Consider the following 22,713-nt stretch of genomic DNA (forward strand, 5'->3'; position numbering starts at 1 on the left):
TCTAGGAGGGGTCACCGACACTGGGGCTGGGACGGGATCCAGGGAACGCGTGCCGGCGCTGCCTGCGCAGCATCCGCCTGCCGGCCAGGGCGACCACGAGCACGGCCGCCGCCGCGGCGAGCACCGCGATCGGGTGCGACCGCGACTGCGGCAGCAGGGACGCGAGCAGCCCCGCTGCCTGTCCCGCCGCCTGCACGACGACGAAGCGCACGGCGGTGGGCCGCAGCGCAGGAAGGGCGATGCGGGTGCGCAGCGGGACGACCAGCGACAGCGAGCCGAGCACGTGCAGCAGGTGCACGGCCGCGATCACGAGCGCGGTGCGCGCCGGATGCGGTTCGCCTGCCAGCAGCATCCCGGTCACGACGGCTGCCGCGATCCACGGGCCGCCGATCGTCGGGGCGAACGCGCCGACCGCGATCGCGCCGCCGGCGACGGCGAGCCACAGCGGCGGCGCGCCCAGGAGGGCTGCGGCCGCGAGCGCCACGGCGACGGCGGCGGCCGGCAGCACCGGGCCCGGCACCGCCGAGCCGATCTCGAGACGGTCGTCGCGCATCATCGCCGCATTCCCCGTGCGGCCTGCGGTCCGCCCGTCCGCGCCAGCGCGGTCAGGCCGGCGTCACCGTCGTCCGACCATCGCACGGTGTCGACGCCCGCCTCGCGCAGCTGGTGCAGCATGTCGTGCCGCTCGGCCTGGAGCACCTGCAGCGCCAGGTCGCGCTCGGTCGACAGGCGCACGGTGTCCAGGGCCGGCAGCACGTCGACCGCCACGACGCGATGCCCGGAGGCGCGCCAGCGCATCGCGATCTCGGCCGCCGCACCGTCGAAGAACGTCGAGAGCACATAGATGATCGATCCGTGCGGCACCGGCGGAGTGCGGCGGAACCGGGTGTCGTCGCCGGCGCGGCCGCTCGCCGAGATCTCGGCGACGAGCCGGGCGAGGTGACGCCGTCCCGAGCCGCTGCGCACCGAGCGACCGCCGTGCGCGAGGGTGTGGAAGGCGACGCGGTCGCCCTGGCCGATGGTCGCCTCGGCGAGGGATCGTGCGGCGCTGCGCGCGTGGTCGAGCGAGGTGACGCCGCTGCGGCTGAGGTCGCCGCTCCCCCATGTCGCCACCACTTCGCCGAGATCGTCAGCCGTGTCCATCACGATCACCGCCGAGGCGTCGCTGAGGTTGTTCGTGCGGCGGATCAGCAGCTCACCGGGACGACGCGCGGCACGCGCGGTCGCCTTCCAGTCCACCCGTCGCAGCTCGTCACCCGGCGCGAACGGGTGGATGTCGCGGAAGTCGCCGCCCTGACCGGGCCGGCTGCCCTCGTGAGCGCCGTGCAGGCCGGTCAGGCGCGGCGCCAGCGGCAGCCGTGGCAGACGGCGGGCAACTGGTCGAACCGCGCGGATCGCGATGACCGGCGCCTGCGGCGCGCCGAGGACGGCGGCATCCGTGTCGATCGTGCGCACCGCGGCCTCGACGGTGGTCATCGGTCCCGAGTGCTGTGGCCGGGTGACAGCACGCAGCCGCGTCGTCCCCGGCACGAAGGCGCGGCGGCGGGTGCGCTCGGCCTGGATGACGGCGACTTCGACCATCTCGGCATCCGACCGGATGAGGATGTCGTCTACCAGCCGGCCCTCGTCCTCGACGGTCGTGCTCCGCACCTGAACCGTCACGTCGTCTCCGTCCGTGCGCGAGGTCGTCGCGAGCACCGCCCACAACGCGAGGGGCAGTCCGACGGCGACGACGTCGGGCCGGGAGAACAGGATTCCGGTGATCATCGCGGCCGGTGCCCCGATGACGGCCAGCAGCACCGCCGGGCTCGCGCGACGCCGGGGAGCAATGCCGGAAGCGGACAAGATCAGCGCTGCCCGACTGCGACGCTGGGAGGCACGGCGACCGTCGCGACCAGGCTCGACACCAGCGCCGCCGGATCGATGCCCTGTGCCCATGCCTGCGGTGTCAGCGTCAGGCGATGCGCGAGCACGGGCACCGCGATCCGCTTGATGTCGTCCGGGCGCACGTAGTCGCGTCCGTCGAGCGCTGCCAGTGCACGCCCGAGCAGTACGAGCGCCTGCGAGCCGCGCGGCGACGCGCCCACCGCGACGTGCTGGGCGGTGCGCGTGGCGGATGCGAGGGCGACGGCGTAGGCGGCGACGTCGGCGTCGACGTGGATCGCCTCGACGGCCTGCTGCACCGCCTCGAGCTCGCCCGGCCGCAGCACCGGGTCGACGTGCGTGGCCTCCTGCCGGCGACGGAGCCGGCCGAGCACGATCTCGGTCTCACCGTGATGATCCAGGTAGCCCACCGACAGGCGCACCATGAAACGGTCCAGCTGGGCCTCGGGCAGCGCGTAGGTGCCCTCGTACTCGATCGGGTTGGCCGTCGCGATCACATGGAACGGAGGCTGCAGGGCGAAGCTGTTCCCCTCGACGGTCACCTGCCGCTCGGCCATCGCCTCGAGCATCGCCGACTGGGTCTTCGGCGTGGTGCGGTTGATCTCGTCGGCGAGCAGCATCCCCGTGAAGATCGGCCCGGGACGGAAGACGAACTCGCCGGTGTCGGGGGCGTAGACGTACGAGCCCGTGACGTCGCCCGGAAGCATGTCGGGCGTGCACTGCAGGCGCCGGAAGGGCAGTCCGAGGGCGGCGGCGAGGCTGCGGGCGGCAACGGTCTTGCCGAGACCCGGCACGTCTTCGAACAGCACGTGCCCGCCGGCGAGGATCGTCGCGAGGGCGATCTCGAGTGCGTCGTCCATCCCGACCACCACAGTCGCGACTGCGGCACGGATGCGGTGGCCGAGACCGGCGATCTCATCGATGTTCATGCGGGATCCTTCGTGTGTGAGGGCGTGAGGGGCGAGGTCGTGAGGGGCGGGCTCGTGGCCGGCACCAGCCGTTCCATGGCGGCCAGTGCGTCCCGCAGATCGTCGGTGGTCGTGCGCCTGCCGTTCAGCCGCTGCCAGAGGCCGGGGCCGAGCAGCCACTCGACCTCTGATCCGTGACGCTCGTCGTCGAGATCGACCCCGTGCCGCTGCAGCCGCCGTCGCAGCGTGGCACGCACGCGCCGCGTGACGGCCTCGTTGACGGTGCCGGTCTGCAGGTTGATCGCCCAGGCGAGCCGCGAGACATCCGATCCGACGTGCTCGCGGTGCAGGGCGCGACCCGGCGCATCGGCACGCGCATCATCCGGCAGCTGCATCCCGATGAACAGGGCGGCCGCCGCGGCGAGCACCGCCCAGCCCCAGGCGAACACCGACGGCACCCCGAGCGCGCTGAGCACCGCCCCCGCGAGCAGGCAGGTCGTGGCCGGCGCGATCAGCGACTTCACGGCGCTGATGGTCTTCCGCCGCCTCATCGCCAGCCGTCCTCGATCAACGACAGCGACCGCACCGCGGCGAGGCGATCCTGCTCGGTGGCGTACCGGCCGCCGAAGCGCACCCCTTCGTAGAGGCGCAGCAGCGCGTGGGAGGGCTCGTCGATGCCTGGTCGTCGCAGCAGGATCCGCAGCGTGAACTCCGCCGGGGTCTCGCTGCGCCCGCGCCCGACACCCGAGTCGGTCGCCGTCTCCTCCAGCCCCACCCAGGCGGCGATGATCGCGTCTGTCGGATCGGCATGGCTGCGTGCGGCGGTGAGCGCTGCGGCGACACCGCGGCGGATGACCGGCGCGTCTGGCGCCGAGTCGGCCGGAGCCTCGGCCGCGCCGGCACCGATCTCGACGAGCGCGGCATCGCGCGCGCGCAGGGGTCGCGTATTCCAGGCCCCGATGAGCGCCCGCGCGAGGAAGAAGAGCAGCAGCATGGCCAGTGCGACCACGAGCAGACCGAGGACGACCAGGACGACCCAGCCGCTGAGATCGCCGGACGGCGGTGTCGTCGCGCCGGGCGACGGCGTCAGGGTCGCCGCCGGCATCACAGGCATCGTCACCGGCTCGGGTTCGGAGCGCTCGAAGACCGGGTGCCCCGTCACGGATGCGGCGAGCACCGCGATGGCGAACAGCACCGCGGCGCCGGTGATCAGCATCCACCTGCGTGCCGTCGGCGCGACGTCACGGGGCGGCCGTGTGTCGTCGTCGGCCCGCAGCGTCATGGATCCCACCCTAGGGGGACGGGGACGACGGTCGCGGTGGCCTGTGGATAACCTCGCAGGCCGAGCGGCTCAGCGCGCTGCGGCTCCTGCCGCGAACGGCTTGAGCGCCTCACGCAGCGCGGCCACCGCTTCGAGGTCGACTCCCGCGCTGGCCATCACGGCGCGGGGCACGTCCACGGCCCGGGCACGCAGCGCGCGCCCCTTCTCGGTGAGCCCGATGTCCAGCCGGCGTTCGTCCTCGGTGCTGCGGGTGCGCCGCACGAGCCCCTCGCTCTCGAGTCTCTTGACGAGCGGCGATGCGCTGGCGGGTTCGAGCGCGAGCTCGTGGGCGAGCTCGTTGAGTGCCCGCGGCGCACGCTCCCAGAGGGCGAGCATCACCAGGTACTGCGGGTGCGTGAGGCCGAGCGGGGCGAGGATGGGCCGGTAGATCGCGACGACGTTCCGCGCGGCGGTCACCATCGAGAAGCAGAGCTGGTTCTCCAGCCGCAGCAGATCATCGTTCGCCATGCACCGATCATATGCACACGCTGATAGTTAGTACACTAATCATCATGGTGAACGACTCCGAGCACGTCCCGCTGCGCACCCGCATCCGCGAGGCCGGCGGTCTGTACACGTGGTTCAACTCGTGGCTCATCCGCTTCGCCGGACCGGCGTCGGTCGGACCCTACGAGACCACGCCTCCGCCGAGCGCCGAACGGCGGGCGGAGCGCGCCTGCCCGCTGTGCGGCAAGCCGATGAACCTGCACGTGTTCGATCGCAGCGGCCCCAAGCCGCTCATGCACTGCCCCTGATCTCGCGCGCTGACAGCTCGCACCCGAGGCCTCAGGCGTGCCCGGCGCGCTCCATGGCGCGCAGCTCCTTCTTGAGGTCCTGCACCTCGTCGCGCAGCCGCGCGGCGAGCTCGAACTTCAGCTCCCCTGCCGCCGCCAGCATCTGATCCGACAGGTCGGCGATGGTCTCCTCCAGCTGCATCGCGCCCTCGGCGGCGATGCCGGTGCGGCGCAGGTTCGGCGTGGGCGACTTGCCCTTGCCGGACTTTCCCGCCCTGTTCCGGCCGGCGCGCATGTCGGCCGTGTCGGCCGCCTCGCGCGCGAGCACCTCGGTGATGTCGGCGATCCGCTTGCGCAGCGGCTGCGGATCGATGCCGTTGGCGGTGTTGTAGGCGATCTGCTTCTCGCGGCGCCGCTCGGTCTCCTCGATCGCCTTGGTCATCGAGTCGGTCATGTTGTCGGCGTACATGTGCACCTCGCCCGACACGTTCCGCGCCGCGCGACCGATCGTCTGGATGAGCGAGGTGCCCGAGCGCAGGAACCCCTCCTTGTCGGCATCGAGGATGGCCACGAGCGAGACCTCGGGCAGGTCGAGGCCCTCGCGGAGCAGGTTGATGCCGACCAGCACGTCGTACACGCCGGCGCGCAGCTCGGTGAGCAGCTCCACGCGGCGCAGCGTGTCGACATCCGAGTGCAGGTACCGCACGCGCACGCCGTGCTCGCCGAGGAAGTCGGTGAGCTCCTCGGCCATCTTCTTGGTGAGCGTGGTGACCAGCACGCGCTCGTCGCGCTCGACGCGCACGCGGATCTCCTCGAGCAGGTCGTCGATCTGCCCCTTGGACGGCTTGACGATGATCTCGGGGTCGACGAGCCCCGTCGGGCGGATGATCTGCTCGACGACGCCGTCGGCGATCCCCATCTCGTACTTGCCGGGGGTCGCGGAGAGGTAGACGCTCTGGCCGATCCTGTTCTTGAACTCGTCCCAGCGCAGCGGGCGGTTGTCCATGGCGCTGGGCAGGCGGAACCCGTGCTCGACGAGTGTGCGCTTGCGGGACGCATCGCCCTCGTACATGGCGCCGATCTGCGGCACCGTGACATGCGACTCGTCGATGACGAGCAGGAAATCGTCGGGGAAGAAGTCCAGCAGCGTGTGCGGCGGCTCACCCGCGGCGCGCCCGTCGAGATGCCGCGAGTAGTTCTCGATGCCCGAGCAGAAGCCCAGCTGCTGCAGCATCTCGAGGTCGAAGGTGGTGCGCATGCGCAGTCGCTGGGCCTCGAGGAGCTTGCCCTGGCGCTCGAACTCGGTCAGCCGCTCCGCCAGCTCGGTCTCGATCGTGCCGATCGCACGCTGGATGACGTCGGTGCCGGCGACGTAGTGCGAAGCCGGGAAGATCGGCACCGCGTCGAGCTTCTCGATGACGTCGCCGGTGAGCGGGTGCAGCGAGTACAGCGCCTCGATCTCGTCGCCGAAGAGCTCGATGCGGATCGCGTGCTCCTCGTACACCGGGATGATCTCGATCGTGTCGCCCCGCACGCGGAAGTTGCCGCGCGAGAAGTCGACGTCGTTGCGGTTGTACTGCATGGCGATGAACTGGCGGATGAGGGCGTCGCGGTCGTACCGCTCCCCCACCTGCAGCGCCACCATGGCACGCAGGTACTCCTCGGGCGCGCCCAGACCGTAGATGCACGACACCGTCGAGACGACGACCACGTCGCGGCGGCTGAGCAGCGAGTTGGTGGTGGAGTGCCGCAGACGCTCGACCTCGGCGTTGATCGACGAGTCCTTCTCGATGAAGGTGTCCGTCTGCGGGACGTACGCCTCTGGCTGGTAGTAGTCGTAGTACGAGACGAAGTACTCCACCGCGTTGTGAGGCATGAGCTCACGGAACTCGTTGGCCAGCTGCGCGGCGAGCGTCTTGTTGTGGGCCATCACCAGCGTCGGGCGCTGCACCTGCTCGATGAGCCAGGCCGTCGTCGCCGACTTTCCCGTTCCGGTCGCGCCCAGCAGCACGACATCGGTCTCGCCGGCGTTGATGCGCGCGGCGAGCTCGGCGATGGCCTGCGGCTGGTCACCCGCGGGCATGTACTCGCTGACGACCTCGAAGGGACGGACGCTGCGGGTGGTCTGCATGCATCCAGCGTAGATCGCACCACCGACACCGGGGCCGGGCGTCCGCCTAGAGTGGTGCCGTGATCGAGTTCCTGATCGGGTCGAGCCTGGCGGCATCCGCCGGCCTGAACGCCTGGATGCCGCTGTTCCTGCTGGGTCTGGCCGACCGGTTCATCCCCGCTGTGGAGCTGCCGTCGGGCTGGGCGTGGCTGTCGGGAGACGTGACGCTGTGGATCCTCGGCGGGCTGCTCGTGCTCGAGATCGTCGCCGACAAGATCCCCGCCGTCGACTCGGTCAACGACGTCGTGCAGAGCCTGCTGCGGCCGGCCTCGGGCGGCATCGCCTTCGGTGCAGGCGCCTCGGCGCAGACGATCGCCGTCGACGATCCGTCGTCGTTCTTCGCCGACAACGCCTGGGTGCCGATCGTCGCAGGCATCGTCATCGCGCTCGTCGTGCACATCGTGAAGGCCTCAGGCCGGGTGGCGGCCAACACCATGACCGGCGGGCTCGCCGCCCCGGTGCTGAGCACCGCGGAGGATGGCGCGTCGTTCGCCCTGGCAGCTGCGGCGATCATCGTGCCGGTCCTGGCCGTCGTGCTGCTGGCCGGCCTCATCGTCGCCGCGGTGCTGCTGGTGCGGCGCCGTCGTGCCCGCCGGCAGGTGCCTCACGATCCAGACCTCACGACCCGGTGAGACGCTCCCAGAGCTCGTCGACCTGCTCGCGGGTGCGCTCGATCGTGCCGGACGTGTCGATGATGACATCGGCGATCGCGCGGCGCGCGGCATCCGTCACCTGCGAGGCGATGCGCGCACGCGCCTCGCCCGCCTCCATTCCGCGCAGCTCGATCAGCCGGTGCTCGCGCAATTCGGCCGGCGCGTCGGCCACGACGATGAGGTCCCACGGGTCATCGACCCGCGCCTCGACCAGCAGCGGCACGTCGTAGACGACGACCGCCGCGGGGTCGTCGGCGAAGGCCTCGTCGAACCGGCGCTGGGATTCGGTGCGCACAGCCGGATGCACGATCGCGTTCAACCGGGCGAGCGCCTCCGGATCGCCGAACACTCGCCCGCCCAGCGCGGCACGATCCAGCGCCCCATCAGCGGTGATCATGTCCGTGCCGAACGCCGAGGCGATCTCATCGAGCACCGCGCCGCCGGGCTGCTGTACCTCGCGGACGATCGCATCGGCATCCACCACGGTCGCACCACGCTCCGCGAGGCGCGAGGCGATGGTCGACTTGCCCGAGGCGATGCCTCCGGTGAGGGCGATGAGCGGCATCCCCCCATCCTGGCATCCTTCGTCTGGTCGCTGCGCTCCTCGCTCAGGAGCCGACTCGGATGCTGCCGGGGACGCGGAACGGGCCGCCACCAGAGGTGACGGCCCGTTCCTGACGTGATCCGGGATCAGCTGTTGCCGCCCGAGAGCTTCTCGCGCAGAGCGGCGAGAGCCTCGTCGTCGGCAAGGGTTCCGGCACCGGCGGAGTCGCTCAAGAACGACTGTGCTGCACCGAAGTCGTCGCCCGCGGCAGCCTCGGCCTCGGCGGCCTTGAGGACCTGAGCCTTGTGCGCCTCCCAGCGGGACTGGGCCGCGGCGTACTCCTGCTCCCAAGCCTCGCGCTGGGCGTCGAAGCCTTCCTTCCACGCACCGGTCTCGGCGTCGAAGCCCTCCGGGTACTTGTACTCGCCGTTCTCGTCGTACTCGGCGAGCATGCCGTACAGGGCCGGGTCGAACTCGGTGCCGTGCGGGTCGACGGACTCGTTGGCCTGCTTCAGCGACAGCGAGATGCGGCGACGCTCGAGGTCGATGTCGATGACCTTGACGAAGACCTCTTCGCCCACCGACACGACCTGCTCAGCCAGCTCGACGTGCTTGCTGGAGAGCTCGGAGATGTGCACGAGGCCCTCGATGCCGTCCGCGACGCGGACGAACGCACCGAACGGAACGAGCTTGGTGACCTTGCCCGGTGCGATCTGGCCGATCGCGTGGGTGCGGGCGAAGACCTGCCACGGGTCCTCCTGGGTCGCCTTCAGCGACAGCGAGACGCGCTCGCGGTCCAGGTCGACCTCGAGGATCTCGACGGTGACCTCCTGGCCGACCTCGACGACCTCGGAGGCGTGCTCGATGTGCTTCCAGGACAGCTCGGAGACGTGCACGAGGCCGTCCACGCCACCCAGGTCGACGAACGCACCGAAGTTGACGATCGACGAGACGACACCCTTGCGGACCTGACCCTTGTGCAGGTTGTTCAGGAAGGTGGTGCGCGACTCGGACTGCGTCTGCTCCAGCAGGGCACGACGGCTCAGGACCACGTTGTTGCGGTTCTTGTCGAGCTCGAGGATCTTCGCCTCGAGCTCCTGGCCGAGGTACGGGGTGAGGTCGCGGACGCGACGCAGCTCGATGAGCGAGGCGGGCAGGAAGCCGCGCAGGCCGATGTCGACGATGAGGCCGCCCTTGACGACCTCGATGACGGTGCCGGTGACGACGCCGTCGTTCTCCTTGATCTTCTCGACGTCGCCCCAGGCGCGCTCGTACTGCGCACGCTTCTTGGAGAGGATCAGACGGCCTTCCTTGTCCTCCTTCTGGAGGACGAGGGCCTCGACCTGGTCGCCGACGGCGACGACCTCGTTGGGGTCGACGTCGTGCTTGATGGAGAGCTCACGCGAGGGGATGACACCCTCGGTCTTGTAGCCGACGTCGAGCAGAACCTCATCGCGGTCGATCTTGACGATCGTGCCCTCGATGATGTCGCCGTCGTTGAAGAACTTCAGGGTCTTCTCGACCGCGGCCAGGAAGTCCTCGGCAGATCCGATGTCGTTGATCGCGACCTGCTTGGTGGCCGGGGCGGTCGTTGCGCTAGTCATGTAGTGGGTTGTCCTTGTGAGTGGAGTGTCAGGCCTCGGTCGCCGGCGTGCCAGGATGATGCCGAGGCGGATGGATTGTGGTTTGCGATGTCACGCGGGCAGGCGGATGCTCGCCACGAGTGACACTTCAGATTATCAGACGAAGCACAGGTCCCGCGCCCCGGGTTTCGCACGACCCGCCCCAGCTCTGTCGCCGGCCGCTCGTATGCTGATGCGGTGACCGAACGCCTGATGCTGCTCGACACCGCCAGCCTCTACTTCCGCGCCTTCTACGGCGTGCCCGACAAGGTGAAGGCGCCCGACGGATCGTCGGTGAACGCCGTGCGCGGGCTGCTCGACATCGTCGCGAAGCTCGTGACGCTGTACCGCCCCACGCAGATCATCGCCTGCTGGGACGACGACTGGCGTCCGCAGTGGCGGGTCGACCTGATCCCCAGCTACAAGGCGCACCGCGTCGTCGAGGTGGTGCCGTCAGGCCCCGACGTCGAGGAGGTACCCGATCCGCTCGAGCAGCAGGTGCCCCTGATCCGCGAGGCGCTCGGCGCCATCGGCATCCCGATCATCGGCGTCGCCGAGCACGAGGCCGATGACGTCATCGGCACGCTCGCGACGCACGCGACGGTGCCGGTCGACATCGTCACCGGCGACCGCGACCTGTTCCAGCTCGTCGACGACGAGCGCGACGTGCGCGTCATCTACACGGCACGGGGAATGAGCAACCTCGAGATCGTGACGGACGCCGTGGTCGTCGCGAAGTACGGGGTGCTGCCCTCGCAGTACGCCGACTTCGCCACGCTGCGCGGCGATGCCTCCGACGGACTGCCGGGCGTGAAGGGCGTGGGCGAGAAGTCCGCCATGACGCTGCTGCAGACGCACGGCGATCTGCAGGGCATCCGCGAGGCCGCGGCATCCGGGATGCTGAGCGCCGCGGCATCCGCCCGCTTCACGGCGGCATCCGATTATCTCGACGTCGCCCCGACCGTCGTGCGCGTGGCGACCGATCTCGACATCGCCGCACCGGGCCCCCCGGTGCGTGCGCTCGATCCGTCCGAGGCGGATGCCGCGCAGGCGCTGGCCGAGGCCTGGAACCTCGGGTCGTCGATGACGAGGGCGCTGGCGGCGCTCGCGCTGGACGACTGACAGTCCGGCTGGAGTCGTCGGTCCGGAGCCGTCAGTCCCTCGCCCATGCCCGGAGCCTGTCCAGCCCCCAGGTGGTGACGATCCGCTCGGCCGGCACGCCGGCGGCCTCGGCGCGCGCGGCGCCATGGTCGAGCAGCGACAGCTGGCCGGGCGCGTGCGCGTCGGAGTCGATGGAGAACAGGCACCCCTCGGCCAGGGCGATGCCGATCAGCTCGTCCGGTGGATCCTGGCGCTCGGGACGTGAGTTGATCTCCACCGCGACCCCGTTCGCCGCGCAGGCGGCGAAGACGGCGCGGGGGTCGAACTCGGATGCCGGGCGCGTGCCGCGCGAGCCCTCCACGAGACGTCCGGTGCAGTGGCCGAGCACGTTCACGCGCGGATGGGAGACGGCCGCGATCATCCGACGGGTCATGGGGGCGGCATCCATCCGCAGTTTGGAGTGCACCGAGGCGACGACGATGTCGAGTTCGTCGAGCAGTGCGGGCTCCTGGTCGAGCGCGCCGTCCTCGAGGATGTCGACCTCGATGCCGGCCAGCACCGTCAGGCCGTTACCCGACCGCGCGCGCACCAGCGGGATCTGCTCGCGCAACCGCTCGGGCGACAGTCCCCTCGCCACGCGCAGTCGCGGGGAGTGATCGGTGACGGCCAGGTACTCATGGCCCAGCGCCCGGGCGGCCTCGACCATGGTCTCGATGGGTGTCGTGCCGTCGGACCAGTCGGTGTGGCTGTGCAGGTCACCGCGCAGCCGCGCACACAGCTGCGAGGTGCGCTCGGGCTCGACGACACCGCGCAGCTCGGTCAGATAGTCGGGTACGCGCCCCTGCTGCGCCTGCCGGATGACCTCGAAGGTCGACGCTCCGATCCCCTTCTGCTCGCGCAGCCGGCCCGGGTCGCTGATGACGTCGTCGGGTAGCGATCGCAGCACGGATGCCGCCTGCCGGAACGCCTTCGCCCGGTATCGCGATGCGCGCTCGCGTTCGAGCAGCGTGGCGATCTCGAGCAGCGCGTCGACGGCATCCATGGCTGCGGGTCCGGTCTCAGCCTGCGGTCGCGTCCTGCGTCGCGCGGATCCAGTCGTCGAGCTTCGCGGCCGCCCGGCCGTCGTCGACGGCCGCCGCGGCGCGCCCGTGCGCGTCGCGCAGACGCTCCACGATCGGCTGCTGGGTGAGGGAGGCGTCGTGGGAGAGCTCGTACGCGACGATTCCGGCCGCGGCGTTCAGCAGCACGATGTCGCGCACGGCACCGGTGTTCCCCTCGAGGGTCTCGCGCAGGATGCGGGCGTTGTGCTCCGGGGAGCCGCCGATCAGGTCGTCGAGCTCGGCGAGCGGGATGCCCAGGTCGCGCGGGTCGAGGTCGTGCTCGTGGATGTCACCGCGGGCGACCTCCCAGATTCGGCTGTGCCCCGTGGTGGTGAGCTCGTCGAGCCCGTCGTCGCCTCGGAACACCAGCGCGGTCGCACCACGCGTGCGGAAGACGCCCGTGATCAGCGGCACGCGGTCCAGGCGGGCGACGCCGACCGCGTTCGCCTCGGCGCGCGCGGGGTTGCACAGCGGGCCGAGCACGTTGAAGACGGTGGGCACGGCGAGCTCGGAGCGCGCCACGCCGGCGTGCTTGAAGCCGGGGTGGAAGGCCGACGCCCACGCGAAGGTGATACCGGTGCGATCCAGCACGGATGCCACGTGCTCGGGATCGAGTGAGATGTTCAGGCCGAGCGCGGCGAGCACATCGGAGGATCCGGAGGATGAGCTGGCGGCACGGTTGCCGTGCTTGACGACCGGGATGCCGGTCGCGCCGATGATGACCGCCGCGGTCGTGGACACGTTGACTGTGCCGACCCTGTCGCCGCCGGTGCCGACGATGTCGAGCACGTCCGAGGAGACCGGGAGCGGTACGGCCGCCTCGAGCACGGCGTCGCGGAAGCCGACGACCTCGTCGACCGTCTCGCCCTTGGCGCGCAGTGCCACGAGGAAGCCGGCGAGCTGAGCCGGGCTCACCTTGCCCTGCATCACCTGGCGCATCGCCCACGTGGACTCCCAGACGCTGAGATCCTGCCTGTCGAGCAGGGACGTGATCAGGTCGGGCCAGGTGAGGGTGTCTGCCATGACAGTGATCCTAAACCGGCGCGGAACGATGCCGATCCGAGATGACGCGCCGCATGTACTGGGCACCCGTGCCGATCTGCGGCGTCACGCGCGTTCCTGGCATATTCGCAGTCCATTCTTAGGTTCCCCTAAGTGTCCGAACAGCGAAACGGCCCACGGCGGTGCAAGAATCGCCGGGCGGAATCGGCCATAATGGTCAGGTGACCACCTCAGCGACGTATGCCCCGGCGGCAAGAACCATCAAGCGCCCCAACCCGGTCGCTGTCGGCACCATCGTGTGGCTCGGCAGCGAGGTGATGTTCTTCGCGGGACTCTTCGCGATCTACTTCACCCTCCGCAGCACCTCCCCGGAGCTCTGGGCCGACCGCACCGAAATGCTGAACGTGCCCTATGCGCTCGTGAACACGATCATCCTCGTGGCCTCGTCGTTCACGTGCCAGATGGGTGTCTTCGCGGCGGAGGACCTCCAGCCCTACCGGGTCGCCCGCGGCGTCCTGAACAGCGCCGGTCGTCGCCGCCTGTTCGGCTGGGGCATGGTCGAGTGGTTCTGGCTGACCTTCATCCTCGGCGCGATCTTCGTCAGCGGCCAGGTCTGGGAGTACGCCCAGCTCGTCATGGAGGGCCTGCCGATCACGGCTGACTCCTACGCCTCGGCGTTCTACATCACGACGGGCTTCCACGCCCTGCACGTCACCGGTGGTCTCATCGCCTTCGTGCTCGTGATCGGCCGCGCCTACGCCGTCCGCAACTTCGGCCACAAGGAGGCCACCTCCTCGATCGTGGTCTCGTACTACTGGCACTTCGTCGATGTCGTGTGGGTGGTCCTGTTCCTCGTCATCTACTTCCTGAAATAAGAGCGGAGCGATTTTTCGAAATGGCACGAGAGAAGAAGCACCGCTCGCGCGGTCGTCGCAGCCCCTTCGCCGCAGCCGCCCTGATCGGTGCCGGCCTGCTGCTGACCGGCGGCGCCTACGCCGGAGCATCCGCTGCGATGGCGTCGACGACCGACGCCCAGACCAGCGTCGCCACTGAGCTCACGGTGGAGGACGGCCAGAAGCTGTTCACCGCGAACTGCGCCACCTGCCACGGCGTCGACCTGCAGGGCACCGCCGAGGGCCCCAGCCTCATCGGCGTCGGTGAGCTCTCGGTCGAGTTCCAGCTCGCGACCGGCCGCATGCCACTGCAGATGCAGGGCCCGCAGGCTCCGCAGAAGGACCCCCAGTTCACCGAGGCGCAGATCCGCGCGATGGCCGCCTACGTGCAGTCCGTCGCCCCCGGCCCGACCTACCCGGACAACTGGGTGCTCGAGGGCGAGGTCAACCCCGACGACGCCTCCGACGAGGTCAGCGTCACCAAGGGTGCCGAGCTGTTCCGCATCAACTGCGCGATGTGCCACAACGTCGCCGCGGCCGGTGGAGCGCTCACCGAGGGCAAGTACGCCCCGGCACTGACCTCGACCAGCGCACTGCACATCTACGCCGCGATGGTCACCGGTCCGCAGAACATGCCCGTGTTCGGCGACATGAACCTCAGCACCGAGGACAAGCGCGACATCATCGCCGCCCTCGTGTACCAGCAGGAGGCGGTCCAGGTCGGCGGCTTCACGCTCGGCTCGCTGGGTCCGGTCTCCGAGGGCCTGTTCATCTGGATCTTCGGCATCGGCGCGCTCGTCGCCCTCACCGTGTGGATCACGGCGAAGTCCAACTGACGCACTTTCATCGAAGAGTTACGTACGAGGAGCACCATGGCACACGACGACGACACGCAGGCTCTTGACAGGGCCTACCAGCCCTCACCGGGGCTGGGCGTCGCAGTCAGCGATCCCGCAGTGAACCCGGGACTGCCGCCACACCGTGAGCGGATGACGGACAAGGACCCGAAGGCCGAGAAGGCCGCGGCGCGGACCGTCTACACGCTCTTCTACCTGTCCCTGGCGGGCAGCATCTGGGCAGTTGCGGCATACATGCTGTTCCCGATCGAGTCCGGATCGCTCATCGATGTGCGCTACAACAACCTGTTCATCGGCCTGGGGATCGGCCTGGCGCTGCTGAGCATCGGCCTGGGAGCGATCCACTGGTCGAAGGCGCTCATGAGCGACAAGGAGTTCATCGAGCACCGCCACCCCACCCGCGGTCGCGACACCACCCGCGAGGCGGCTGTGCAGGCCTTCGCCGACGCGAACGAGGAGTCCGGCTTCGGACGCCGCACGATGATCCGCAACTCGCTGATCGCCGCGGTCATCGCATCCGTGGTACCCGGCATCACCCTCTTCCGCGGGCTGGCGCCGTTCTCGACCCCGGAGGACCCGCAGGCCGGTGACCCCGTCGCGCTGCTGAAGCACACGATGTGGGACGAGGGCACGCGTCTGGTGCGCGACCCCGACGGCACCCCGATCCGCGCCGCGGACGTCACGCTCGGCTCCGCCGTGCACGTCATTCCCGAGGGACTCAAGGAACTCGGCCACGACGGCGGCCTGCTCGAGGAGAAGGCCAAGGCGATCGTGCTGCTCATGCGCCTGCGCCCCGAGCAGCTCATCGAATCCGAGGAGCGCAAGGACTGGTCGTACGACGGCATCGTCGCGTACTCCAAGGTCTGCACCCACGTCGGATGCCCCGTGGCCCTGTACGAGCAGCAGACGCACCACCTGCTGTGCCCGTGCCACCAGTCGCAGTTCGACGTCACCGACCACGCCAAGGTCATCTTCGGCCCGGCGGCGCGCCCGCTGCCCCAGCTGCCGATCGCCGTCGACGATGAGGGATACCTCATCGCGCAGAGCGACTTCAAGGAACCCGTCGGCCCGAGCTTCTGGGAGCGTCATTGAGCACTGCAACTCTTCACGAGGACACCAAGCCCGCGGACACGAGGGAGAAGCCGCTCGGTGGCCGCTTCATCGGCGCCACCGCCAACTACATCGATGAGCGCACCAGCCTGTCGGGCTTCGTCAAGGAACTCGGCCGCAAGATCTTCCCGGATCACTGGTCGTTCATGCTCGGCGAGATCGCGCTGTGGAGCTTCGTCGTCGTCTTCCTCTCGGGGACGTTCCTGACCTTCTTCTTCCAGGCCTCGATGGTGCCCACGCACTACACCGGCGCCTACGAGCCGATGCGCGGCATCGAGATGTCGGCGGCTCTCGAGTCGACGCTGCACATCTCCTTCGACCTGCGCGGCGGCCTGCTGGTCCGCCAGATCCACCACTGGGCGGCGCTGGTGTTCGTCGCCGGCATCGGCATCCATATGCTGCGCATCTTCTTCACGGGTGCGTTCCGCAAGCCGCGTGAGCTGAACTGGGTGATCGGCTTCGTGCTGTTCATCCTCGCGATGGCAGAGGGCTTCACCGGCTACTCGCTTCCCGACGACCTGCTCTCGGGCAACGGCCTGCGCATCATCGACGGCATGATCAAGGGCTTCCCCCTGATCGGCACCTGGACCTCGTTCCTGCTCTTCGGCGGCGAGTTCCCGGGCTCCGACATCGTCGGCCGCCTGTACACGCTGCACATCCTGCTGCTGCCGCTCCTGGTGATCGGCCTGATCGTCGTGCACCTGATGCTGATGGTCATCAACAAGCACACGCAGTTCGCCGGCCCCGGTCGCACGAACGACAACGTCGTGGGCTACCCGATGATGCCGGTCTACATGTCGAAGATGGGCGGCTTCCTGTTCATCGTGTTCGGCACGATCGTGCTGATCGCGACGTTCTTCCAGATCAACCCGGTGTGGAACTACGGCCCGTACGACCCGTCCCCGGTCTCCGCCGGAACCCAGCCCGACTGGTACATCGGCTTCGCCGACGGCGCCCTGCGTCTGGCACCCCCGCACCTGGACGTGCCCCTGGGCGACTTCACCCTGTCGCTCGGCATCCTGATCCCCGTCGCGGTCCTGGGTCTGTTCATCGTCGTCGTGGCGCTCTACCCCTTCATCGAGGCGTGGATCACCGGCGACAAGCGCGAGCACCACATCGCCGAGCGTCCCCGCAACGCCGCCACCCGCACCGCGATCGGCGTCGCCGGCGTGATCTTCTACGCCGTGCTGTGGGCGGCAGCCTCGTCCGACCTCATGGCGACGCACTTCATGCTGACGATGGAGGGCGTGATCCACACCCTTCAGGCGCTGCTGTTCGTCGGCCCGGTCCTCGGTTACTTCATCACCAAGCGCATCTGCATCGCGCTGCAGAAGAAGGACCGCGAGATCGTCCTGCACGGCTACGAGTCGGGTCGCATCGTCCGCCTCCCCGGTGGCGAGTACATCGAGGTGCACCAGCCCGTCGACGCGTACGACCGCTGGAAGCTGATCGACTACTCGACCTACGAGCCGCTGGTGGTGCGTCCGAACGCCAAGGGACGCATCCCGTGGCACGAGAACCTGCGCTCGTCGCTGTCGCGCTGGTTCTTCGAGGACCGCCTGCAGCCGCTCACCCAGGCGCAGATCGCCGAGGCCGACGCGCACCAGCAGCACACGCTGACGCACGACGCCGAGATCGAGGCCGCTGAGATCGCCGGGGCGCACGCACGTGCCGGCGTCACGTCGGAGGACCAGGTCGCTCCCGCAGACGGGCACATCGGCGAGACCCCGAACACTCCGAGCTCGGTGATCGCACAGCCCCCGGCTGACAAGCCCGGCCGCAAGAAGTCGAAGGACGGCGAGTAACACCGCCTCCTCCCCCGCTGAGGGCCCCGTCCACCCGGACGGGGCCCTCAGCTCTTTCGTGACATGTCCCCCGTCACATCGGCCGGCTGCGGCCTGGACGCGACCCACCGCGGAGTAGCCTGGTGCCATGATCGATCGCCAGGAGTTCTTCGCCGCCAAGCTCGCCTACGAGACCGACGCCAGCGACCTGTACGCCGCCCAGAAGGCCGGAGAGCAGGTCGTGGTCGTCGATGTCCGATCGGATGAGGCGTGGGCGCAGGGGCGCATTCCTGGTGCGGTCCACATGCACTACCGGGAGATCGCGCAGCGTGCGCCCCAGGAGATCCCCGAGGGCACCGAGGTGGTCGTGTACTGCTGGAGCCCCGGATGCAACGCCGGCGCGAAGGGCGCCCTCGAGTTCGCGAAGCTCGGTTACTCCGTGCGTGAGATGATCGGCGGCTTCGAGTACTGGGCACGCGAGGGATACCCCGTCGAAGACCACGACGGTGTCCACCGTCGCCCCATCGACCCGCTCACCGGCGTTCCCCGGATCCGCACCCGCGCCTGATACCTAGGGTTATCCACAGGCCGCGATCGCAGAGCCACCGGATCGTCCTATCGTCGGGGCGTGAAGAACAGACAGCACGCACTCGTACGACCTGGCCTGACTCTCGCCTGTGCCGGGCTCTCTCGTCGGGGGAGGGAGCGCTGGGGCCGCAGCCGGAGAGGCCGGCGATCATGGCGAGGAGCTGTGGCGTCGCGCGACTCTCCCGGGGACGACCGCAAGGGGTGTCAAGCACCGCGTTGCCGCGCTTGAGGTCGACGACCTATGGCGGGTGTCGGTGCTGACGCCACGCTACGAGAACGCGCCGATCGATGAGTGGTCGTCGGTCGCGATCCTCAGTTCTGCGTCACAGGCGTGCTCGAGCGCGATACGGACTGGGAGACGGATCGCATGCACCGCTACTCCAGCGACGCGGCCGGGTTCTCGCTGGTCGATGACTACGGCTATTTCGACGGCGGGGTGCAGTTCAACGAGCGCCTCTCGGTCAGCGGCGACGGTGAACTGCGATTCGGCGTGGACGGTGAGCTCTCCTGGAGCCGGCCCTATACGGAGGTCTTCGGTGCGGGCGCCGACACGGGCGAGGGCTGGAACTGGCATGACCCTGTCTCCGAAGGCGGGCCACTGGTGCTCACCGGCTTCTCCGCGGCAGCAGAGGACATCGACTTGGACAAGCCCCAGGTGATCGAGCAGGAACTCGCCAGGGGCACAACCGTGAGTCTCGCACGCGCCTCGGGTGAGACCGAATGGACGATCGAGGCCCAGCCGTGCCTGAGTACCGAGTACGAGCTGCGGGTGACCGATGACGTGGTCGCGCTCTGTCAGTTCCAGAGCGGCTCGCTACGTGCCGAATGGGACGGCACCACGGTGACGGAGATCGACTACCTCGAAGTCGACGTCGACCTGGTGGGCGTGGACAAGCAGTCGGGTGAGCTGCGCTGGCGGGAGTCGCTGGGTGATCCGCGGTGGGGAGCGGGTTCCGATGGCACCCAGCAGTATCGAGCCGCCAGCGATCACATCGTGGCGATGGCCGACGACGGCGTGAGAGTGATCGACGTCGCCTCAGGTGCAGCACGCCTGCTGAAGCCGGGCCAGTCGCTGTTGTGCGCGAGCGACGCGGGAGAGGTCGTGCTGGATTCCGTCTGGAGCAACGGCACCTACCCGCTGGCCGACGCCTACGGGCTGTGCGACGAGAAGGGCCCTCGGCTGGACGATGCTCTGCCGGCACCGCCGCGCTCGTGATCGCAGGCTTCGATCCGCGCGAGCCTGCGGCGCTCGGCACACCAGCCGGCCTCGTCGTCTACGAGCCGTCGCAGAAACCCGCATCCCGCTGAAGACCGCAGATGCCCCCTGGTCCGAGACCAGGGGGCATCTGAGGGCGCGAGACGTGAGCTCAGCGGGCGAAGTGCCCGCGGTAGTACTCGTACACCCAGCCGACGATCGCGACGACGAAGACCGCCACACCGATCGGCAGCAGGAAGTGTCCGACGGCGAGGCCGAGCAGGAAGATCATCGCAGAGCCCGCGAGGACCAGCGGCCACCACGACCACGGGCTGAACTCGCCGAGCTCCGGGTCACCGTCATCGATGTCGGCCGTGAGGACGTCCTCGGGCAGCTCGCCGCCCTGCGCCTTGTAGGTCTTACGCAGGTAAACCGCGATCATGGCGCCCATGAAGGCGACGAACAGCAGCGCCACGGTGCCGACCCACTCCACCTGACGGTGGTTCGGGTCGAGGAGGCTCCAGACGGTGTAGATCACCGACGTCACGAGGAAGAAGGCGGTGATGATCCACCAGACGACGATATTGCTGCGCATGGGTTACTTCGCCTCTCCAGCTGCGGCGCCGACCGGCGCGTCCACGGGACGCTCAGCGGCCTCGGGGTGGTTCAGGTCGAACGCGGGACGCTCGCTGCGGATCCGCGGGATCGACGTGAAGTTGTGACGCGGCGGCGGGCAGGAGGTCGCCCACTCCAGCGAAGCGCCGTAGCCCCACGGGTCGTCGACGGTGACCTTCGGTGCCTTGCGCGCGGTGATCCAGACGTTTAGGAAGAACGGCAGCATCGAGGCGCCGAGCAGGATCGCACCCACGGTCGAGACCTGGTTGCCCCACTCCCAGTTGTCGTAGGTGGCGTAGTCCGCGTAGCGACGAGGCATGCCGTCGACACCCAGCCAGTGCTGGACGAGGAAGGTCATGTGGAAGCCGATGAACAGCATCCAGAAGTGGATGTAGCCGAGACGCTCGTTCAGCATGCGTCCGGTCCACTTCGGCCACCAGAAGTAGAAGCCGGCGAACATCGCGAACACGACCGTGCCGAAGACCACGTAGTGGAAGTGCGCCACGACGAAGTACGTGTCGCTGATGTGGAAGTCCAGCGGTGGCGATGCGAGGATCACGCCGGTCAGCCCACCGAACACGAACGAGACCAGGAAGCCGAGCGAGAACACCATCGGCGTCTCGAACGTGATCGATCCTCGCCACATCGTGCCGATCCAGTTGAAGATCTTCACACCTGTCGGCACCGCGATGAGCATGGTCATCAGCGAGAAGAACGGCAGCAGCACCGAGCCGGTGACGTACATGTGGTGCGCCCACACGGCCACGGACAGCGAGGCGATGGCGATCGTCGCGTACACGAGCGTCTTGTATCCGAAGATCGGCTTGCGGCTGAACACCGGGAAGATCTCCGAGACGATGCCGAAGAACGGCAGCGCGATGATGTACACCTCAGGGTGCCCGAAGAACCAGAACAGGTGCTGCCAGAGCAGCACTCCGCCGTTGGCGACGTCATAGACGTGCGAGCCGAGGACGCGGTCGGATGCGGCGGCGAGCATGGCTGCTGCGAGCACCGGGAAGGCCATCAGGATCAGCAGGCTCGTGATCAGCGTGTTCCACGAGAAGATCGGCATGCGCCACATCGTCATGCCGGGCGCGCGCATCGTGATGATCGTGGTGATGAAGTTCACCGCACCCAGGATCGTGCCGAAGCCGGACATGCCGAGGCCGAGCATCCAGAGGTTTCCACCCGCACCGGGCGAGAATGAGGCGTTCGCCAGCGGCTGGTAGGCGAACCACCCGAACGAGGCGGCGCCCTGCGGGGTGAGGAAGCCGGCCACGGCCATGATCGACCCGAAGGTGAACAGCCAGAACGCGAAGGCGTTCAGACGCGGGAAGGCGACGTCGGGCGCACCGATCTGCAGCGGCAGGATCGCGTTGGCGAAGCCGGCGAACAGCGGCGTCGCGAACATCAGCAGCATGATCGTGCCGTGCATCGTGAACAGCTGGTTGTACTGCTCCTTGGTCGGCACGATCTGCATGCCGGGCGCGAACAGCTCCGCGCGGATCACCAGCGCCATCACGCCGCCGAGCAGGAAGAACAGCACCGACGCGATCAGGTACATGTACCCGATCGTCTTGTGGTCGGTGGAGGTCATCCACTTGACGATGATGTTGCCCTTCTGCTCCACTCGGGAGGAGGTGAGCAGCGCTGCCTGACGCGGCGGCATCGTGGTCGGGCGAGTGCCCGGCGCCGTGGTGGGATCAGCTGTGGTCGTCATGGCTTACTCCTCTTCCTCGGAGTCGGTGCTTGCACCGGTGCCGGGGAGATTGCTGAGGCGGTCGTAGGCGTCGTTGATGTCGCCCGTGTTGCCCTCCTCGCGGAGGGACTGGATGTAGTCGTCGTACTCTGCCTGCTCGACGACCTTGACGTTGAAGAGCATCATCGAGTGGTACTCGCCGCAGAGCTCGGCGCACTTACCGTCGTACTCGCCGACGCGGGTGGGCGTGAACGACCAGGTGTTGTCCTTGCCGAGGAACATGTCCTTCTTGTAGAGGAAGTCGATGATCCAGAACGAGTGGATGACATCACGCGACTGCAGGTTGATGGTGACCTTCTGGTCGACCGGCAGCACCAGCGTCGGGAGCTTCTCCCGGTCGATGTCGCCCTTCTCGTCGGCCTGGGCCTGAACGCCCATGGTCCACACGGCGTCGGAGTTGTCCTCTTCTTCGCCGTCGTACTGGAAGTCCCACGCCCACTGCTTGGCGATGGCCGTGATCTCGACATCGGGCTCGGGCCACTGCGTCTCGATCTTGGCCTGGTCGCGCGCCGTGAAGAAAAACATGCCCAGCACGAGGATCAGCGGGATCACCGTGTAGAGGATCTCGATGGGCATGTTGTAGCGCAGCTGCACCGGCAGGCCGGTCTGCCCCGCACGACGGCGGTACATGACGACGGCCCAGCCCATCAGACCCCACGTGATGAGGCCGACGATGAGCAGGATCACCCAGGACGTCACCCAGAGCCCGGCAACGCGGTCGGTCTGGTTGGTGGCCGAGGGAGCGCCCTCCACGAAGCCGGGAAGGAAGCCGTGGAGCTCAGTGGCAGAGCATCCCGCCAGAACCACAGCTGCCGCGACTCCCAACGGGAGTGCGGCCCAACGAAGACGGCGTTTCGAGGGCACGGTGCACCT

23 protein-coding genes are annotated in these 22,713 nt (G+C 68.7%); 9 read left to right on the forward strand and 14 right to left on the reverse strand.

Annotated features, from left to right (window positions below; all coding sequences use genetic code 11):
* Position 1: 1 nt before the first annotated feature.
* The 6 genes from H7694_RS09495 to H7694_RS09520 form a co-directional block, all read right to left on the reverse strand.
* Positions 2-556 carry a hypothetical protein gene (locus tag H7694_RS09495; protein ID WP_193596285.1) on the reverse strand — a complete coding sequence of 185 codons (555 nt, stop codon included), beginning with the start codon at positions 554-556 and terminating at the stop codon, positions 2-4.
* Positions 553-1,845, reverse strand: coding sequence for a DUF58 domain-containing protein (locus H7694_RS09500; protein ID WP_227468051.1), 1,293 nt, complete (start codon positions 1,843-1,845; stop codon positions 553-555). The genes H7694_RS09495 and H7694_RS09500 overlap by 4 nt, the downstream gene beginning before the upstream one ends.
* A gap of 2 nt (positions 1,846-1,847) precedes the next feature.
* Positions 1,848-2,813, reverse strand: a complete 966-nt coding sequence (locus H7694_RS09505) for an AAA family ATPase (RefSeq protein WP_193596287.1) — start codon at positions 2,811-2,813, stop codon at positions 1,848-1,850.
* The gene (locus H7694_RS09510; RefSeq protein ID WP_193596288.1) at positions 2,810-3,343 is read right to left on the reverse strand and encodes a hypothetical protein; all 534 of its coding nucleotides are present in this window, start codon (positions 3,341-3,343) and stop codon (positions 2,810-2,812) included. The genes H7694_RS09505 and H7694_RS09510 overlap by 4 nt, the downstream gene beginning before the upstream one ends.
* Positions 3,340-4,074, reverse strand: a complete 735-nt coding sequence (locus H7694_RS09515) for a DUF4129 domain-containing protein (RefSeq protein ID WP_193596289.1) — start codon at positions 4,072-4,074, stop codon at positions 3,340-3,342. Before H7694_RS09515 ends, H7694_RS09510 begins: the two co-directional genes overlap by 4 nt.
* Positions 4,075-4,143: 69 nt before the next feature.
* Positions 4,144-4,581 carry a MarR family winged helix-turn-helix transcriptional regulator gene (locus H7694_RS09520; protein ID WP_193596290.1) on the reverse strand — a complete coding sequence of 146 codons (438 nt, stop codon included), beginning with the start codon at positions 4,579-4,581 and terminating at the stop codon, positions 4,144-4,146.
* A 44-nt stretch (positions 4,582-4,625) separates the two neighbouring features.
* Between H7694_RS09520 and H7694_RS09525 the strand changes: the two genes are divergently transcribed.
* A complete protein-coding gene (locus tag H7694_RS09525) occupies positions 4,626-4,868 on the forward strand; it encodes a hypothetical protein (RefSeq protein WP_193596291.1) in 243 nt (80 codons plus the stop codon).
* A gap of 31 nt (positions 4,869-4,899) precedes the next feature.
* On the opposite strand, the gene uvrB is transcribed toward H7694_RS09525, so the two are convergent.
* A complete protein-coding gene (uvrB, locus tag H7694_RS09530; RefSeq protein ID WP_193596292.1) occupies positions 4,900-6,978 on the reverse strand; it encodes an excinuclease ABC subunit UvrB in 2,079 nt (692 codons plus the stop codon).
* A gap of 59 nt (positions 6,979-7,037) precedes the next feature.
* Between uvrB and H7694_RS09535 the strand changes: the two genes are divergently transcribed.
* Positions 7,038-7,649, forward strand: a complete 612-nt coding sequence (locus tag H7694_RS09535; protein ID WP_193596293.1) for a DUF4126 domain-containing protein — start codon at positions 7,038-7,040, stop codon at positions 7,647-7,649.
* Here the strand turns inward: H7694_RS09535 and coaE are convergent.
* On the reverse strand, positions 7,636-8,235 hold the full coding sequence (coaE, locus tag H7694_RS09540; RefSeq protein WP_193596294.1) for a dephospho-CoA kinase: 600 nt from the start codon (positions 8,233-8,235) through the stop codon (positions 7,636-7,638). The genes H7694_RS09535 and coaE overlap by 14 nt on opposite strands.
* A gap of 125 nt (positions 8,236-8,360) precedes the next feature.
* Entirely contained in the window at positions 8,361-9,818 is a 1,458-nt protein-coding gene (gene rpsA, locus H7694_RS09545; protein WP_193596295.1) for a 30S ribosomal protein S1, read from the reverse strand.
* Between the two features lie 216 nt (positions 9,819-10,034).
* Between rpsA and H7694_RS09550 the strand changes: the two genes are divergently transcribed.
* The gene (locus H7694_RS09550; RefSeq protein ID WP_227468052.1) at positions 10,035-10,958 is read left to right on the forward strand and encodes a 5'-3' exonuclease; all 924 of its coding nucleotides are present in this window, start codon (positions 10,035-10,037) and stop codon (positions 10,956-10,958) included.
* Between the two features lie 31 nt (positions 10,959-10,989).
* On the opposite strand, the gene H7694_RS09555 is transcribed toward H7694_RS09550, so the two are convergent.
* Both H7694_RS09555 and trpD read right to left on the reverse strand, forming a co-directional pair.
* Positions 10,990-11,979: a PHP domain-containing protein gene (locus tag H7694_RS09555; RefSeq protein WP_193596296.1), complete on the reverse strand. Its 990-nt coding sequence runs from the start codon at positions 11,977-11,979 to the stop codon at positions 10,990-10,992.
* A 16-nt stretch (positions 11,980-11,995) separates the two neighbouring features.
* Positions 11,996-13,060: an anthranilate phosphoribosyltransferase gene (gene trpD / locus H7694_RS09560; protein ID WP_193596297.1), complete on the reverse strand. Its 1,065-nt coding sequence runs from the start codon at positions 13,058-13,060 to the stop codon at positions 11,996-11,998.
* 296 nt (positions 13,061-13,356) lie between these two features.
* Here trpD and H7694_RS09565 point away from each other — a divergent pair, with 296 nt between their 5' ends.
* The 6 genes from H7694_RS09565 to H7694_RS09590 all read left to right on the forward strand — a co-directional run bounded on the left by H7694_RS09565 (position 13,357) and on the right by H7694_RS09590 (position 19,487).
* Positions 13,357-13,914 carry a heme-copper oxidase subunit III gene (locus tag H7694_RS09565; protein WP_227468385.1) on the forward strand — a complete coding sequence of 186 codons (558 nt, stop codon included), beginning with the start codon at positions 13,357-13,359 and terminating at the stop codon, positions 13,912-13,914.
* A 20-nt stretch (positions 13,915-13,934) separates the two neighbouring features.
* Positions 13,935-14,768, forward strand: a complete 834-nt coding sequence (locus tag H7694_RS09570; protein ID WP_193596299.1) for a c-type cytochrome — start codon at positions 13,935-13,937, stop codon at positions 14,766-14,768.
* Between the two features lie 36 nt (positions 14,769-14,804).
* A complete protein-coding gene (locus H7694_RS09575) occupies positions 14,805-15,881 on the forward strand; it encodes a ubiquinol-cytochrome c reductase iron-sulfur subunit (protein WP_193596300.1) in 1,077 nt (358 codons plus the stop codon).
* A complete protein-coding gene (locus H7694_RS09580) occupies positions 15,878-17,704 on the forward strand; it encodes a cytochrome b (RefSeq protein ID WP_193596301.1) in 1,827 nt (608 codons plus the stop codon). The genes H7694_RS09575 and H7694_RS09580 overlap by 4 nt, the downstream gene beginning before the upstream one ends.
* 127 nt (positions 17,705-17,831) lie before the next feature.
* Entirely contained in the window at positions 17,832-18,251 is a 420-nt protein-coding gene (locus tag H7694_RS09585; protein WP_193596302.1) for a rhodanese-like domain-containing protein, read from the forward strand.
* 351 nt (positions 18,252-18,602) lie between these two features.
* Complete coding sequence (locus H7694_RS09590) at positions 18,603-19,487, forward strand: hypothetical protein (RefSeq protein ID WP_227468053.1); 885 nt, start codon at positions 18,603-18,605, stop codon at positions 19,485-19,487.
* A gap of 151 nt (positions 19,488-19,638) precedes the next feature.
* Here the strand turns inward: H7694_RS09590 and H7694_RS09595 are convergent, their stop codons facing one another.
* Genes H7694_RS09595 through coxB form a run of 3 tightly spaced genes read right to left on the reverse strand, consistent with a single transcriptional unit; the run spans position 19,639 to position 22,704 of the window.
* Positions 19,639-20,061, reverse strand: coding sequence for a cytochrome c oxidase subunit 4 (locus H7694_RS09595; protein WP_193596304.1), 423 nt, complete (start codon positions 20,059-20,061; stop codon positions 19,639-19,641).
* Between the two features lie 3 nt (positions 20,062-20,064).
* Positions 20,065-21,801, reverse strand: coding sequence for a cytochrome c oxidase subunit I (gene ctaD / locus H7694_RS09600; protein ID WP_193596305.1), 1,737 nt, complete (start codon positions 21,799-21,801; stop codon positions 20,065-20,067).
* Positions 21,802-21,804: 3 nt separating this feature from the next.
* Complete coding sequence (gene coxB / locus H7694_RS09605) at positions 21,805-22,704, reverse strand: cytochrome c oxidase subunit II (RefSeq protein ID WP_193596306.1); 900 nt, start codon at positions 22,702-22,704, stop codon at positions 21,805-21,807.
* Positions 22,705-22,713: the final 9 nt, after the last annotated feature.

The organism is Microbacterium sp. YJN-G (assembly GCF_015040615.1).
In the GTDB taxonomy this organism is placed as follows: Bacteria; Actinomycetota; Actinomycetes; order Actinomycetales; family Microbacteriaceae; genus Microbacterium.

Bases quoted from the DNA above. Each gene is read 5' to 3' on its own strand.
- H7694_RS09495 (WP_193596285.1), bottom strand. From the start codon at position 556: ATGATGCGCGACGACCGTCTCGAGATCGGCTCGGCGGTGCCGGGCCCG.
- H7694_RS09505 (WP_193596287.1), bottom strand. From the start codon at position 2,813: ATGAACATCGATGAGATCGCCGGTCTCGGCCACCGCATCCGTGCCGCA.
- H7694_RS09510 (WP_193596288.1), bottom strand. From the start codon at position 3,343: ATGAGGCGGCGGAAGACCATCAGCGCCGTGAAGTCGCTGATCGCGCCG.
- H7694_RS09515 (WP_193596289.1), bottom strand. From the start codon at position 4,074: ATGACGCTGCGGGCCGACGACGACACACGGCCGCCCCGTGACGTCGCG.
- H7694_RS09520 (WP_193596290.1), bottom strand. From the start codon at position 4,581: ATGGCGAACGATGATCTGCTGCGGCTGGAGAACCAGCTCTGCTTCTCG.
- H7694_RS09525 (WP_193596291.1), top strand. From the start codon at position 4,626: ATGGTGAACGACTCCGAGCACGTCCCGCTGCGCACCCGCATCCGCGAG.
- uvrB (WP_193596292.1), bottom strand. From the start codon at position 6,978: ATGCAGACCACCCGCAGCGTCCGTCCCTTCGAGGTCGTCAGCGAGTAC.
- coaE (WP_193596294.1), bottom strand. From the start codon at position 8,235: ATGCCGCTCATCGCCCTCACCGGAGGCATCGCCTCGGGCAAGTCGACC.
- rpsA (WP_193596295.1), bottom strand. From the start codon at position 9,818: ATGACTAGCGCAACGACCGCCCCGGCCACCAAGCAGGTCGCGATCAAC.
- H7694_RS09555 (WP_193596296.1), bottom strand. From the start codon at position 11,979: ATGGATGCCGTCGACGCGCTGCTCGAGATCGCCACGCTGCTCGAACGC.
- trpD (WP_193596297.1), bottom strand. From the start codon at position 13,060: ATGGCAGACACCCTCACCTGGCCCGACCTGATCACGTCCCTGCTCGAC.
- H7694_RS09565 (WP_227468385.1), top strand. From the start codon at position 13,357: ATGTTCTTCGCGGGACTCTTCGCGATCTACTTCACCCTCCGCAGCACC.
- H7694_RS09570 (WP_193596299.1), top strand. From the start codon at position 13,935: ATGGCACGAGAGAAGAAGCACCGCTCGCGCGGTCGTCGCAGCCCCTTC.
- H7694_RS09575 (WP_193596300.1), top strand. From the start codon at position 14,805: ATGGCACACGACGACGACACGCAGGCTCTTGACAGGGCCTACCAGCCC.
- H7694_RS09585 (WP_193596302.1), top strand. From the start codon at position 17,832: ATGATCGATCGCCAGGAGTTCTTCGCCGCCAAGCTCGCCTACGAGACC.
- H7694_RS09595 (WP_193596304.1), bottom strand. From the start codon at position 20,061: ATGCGCAGCAATATCGTCGTCTGGTGGATCATCACCGCCTTCTTCCTC.
- ctaD (WP_193596305.1), bottom strand. From the start codon at position 21,801: ATGACGACCACAGCTGATCCCACCACGGCGCCGGGCACTCGCCCGACC.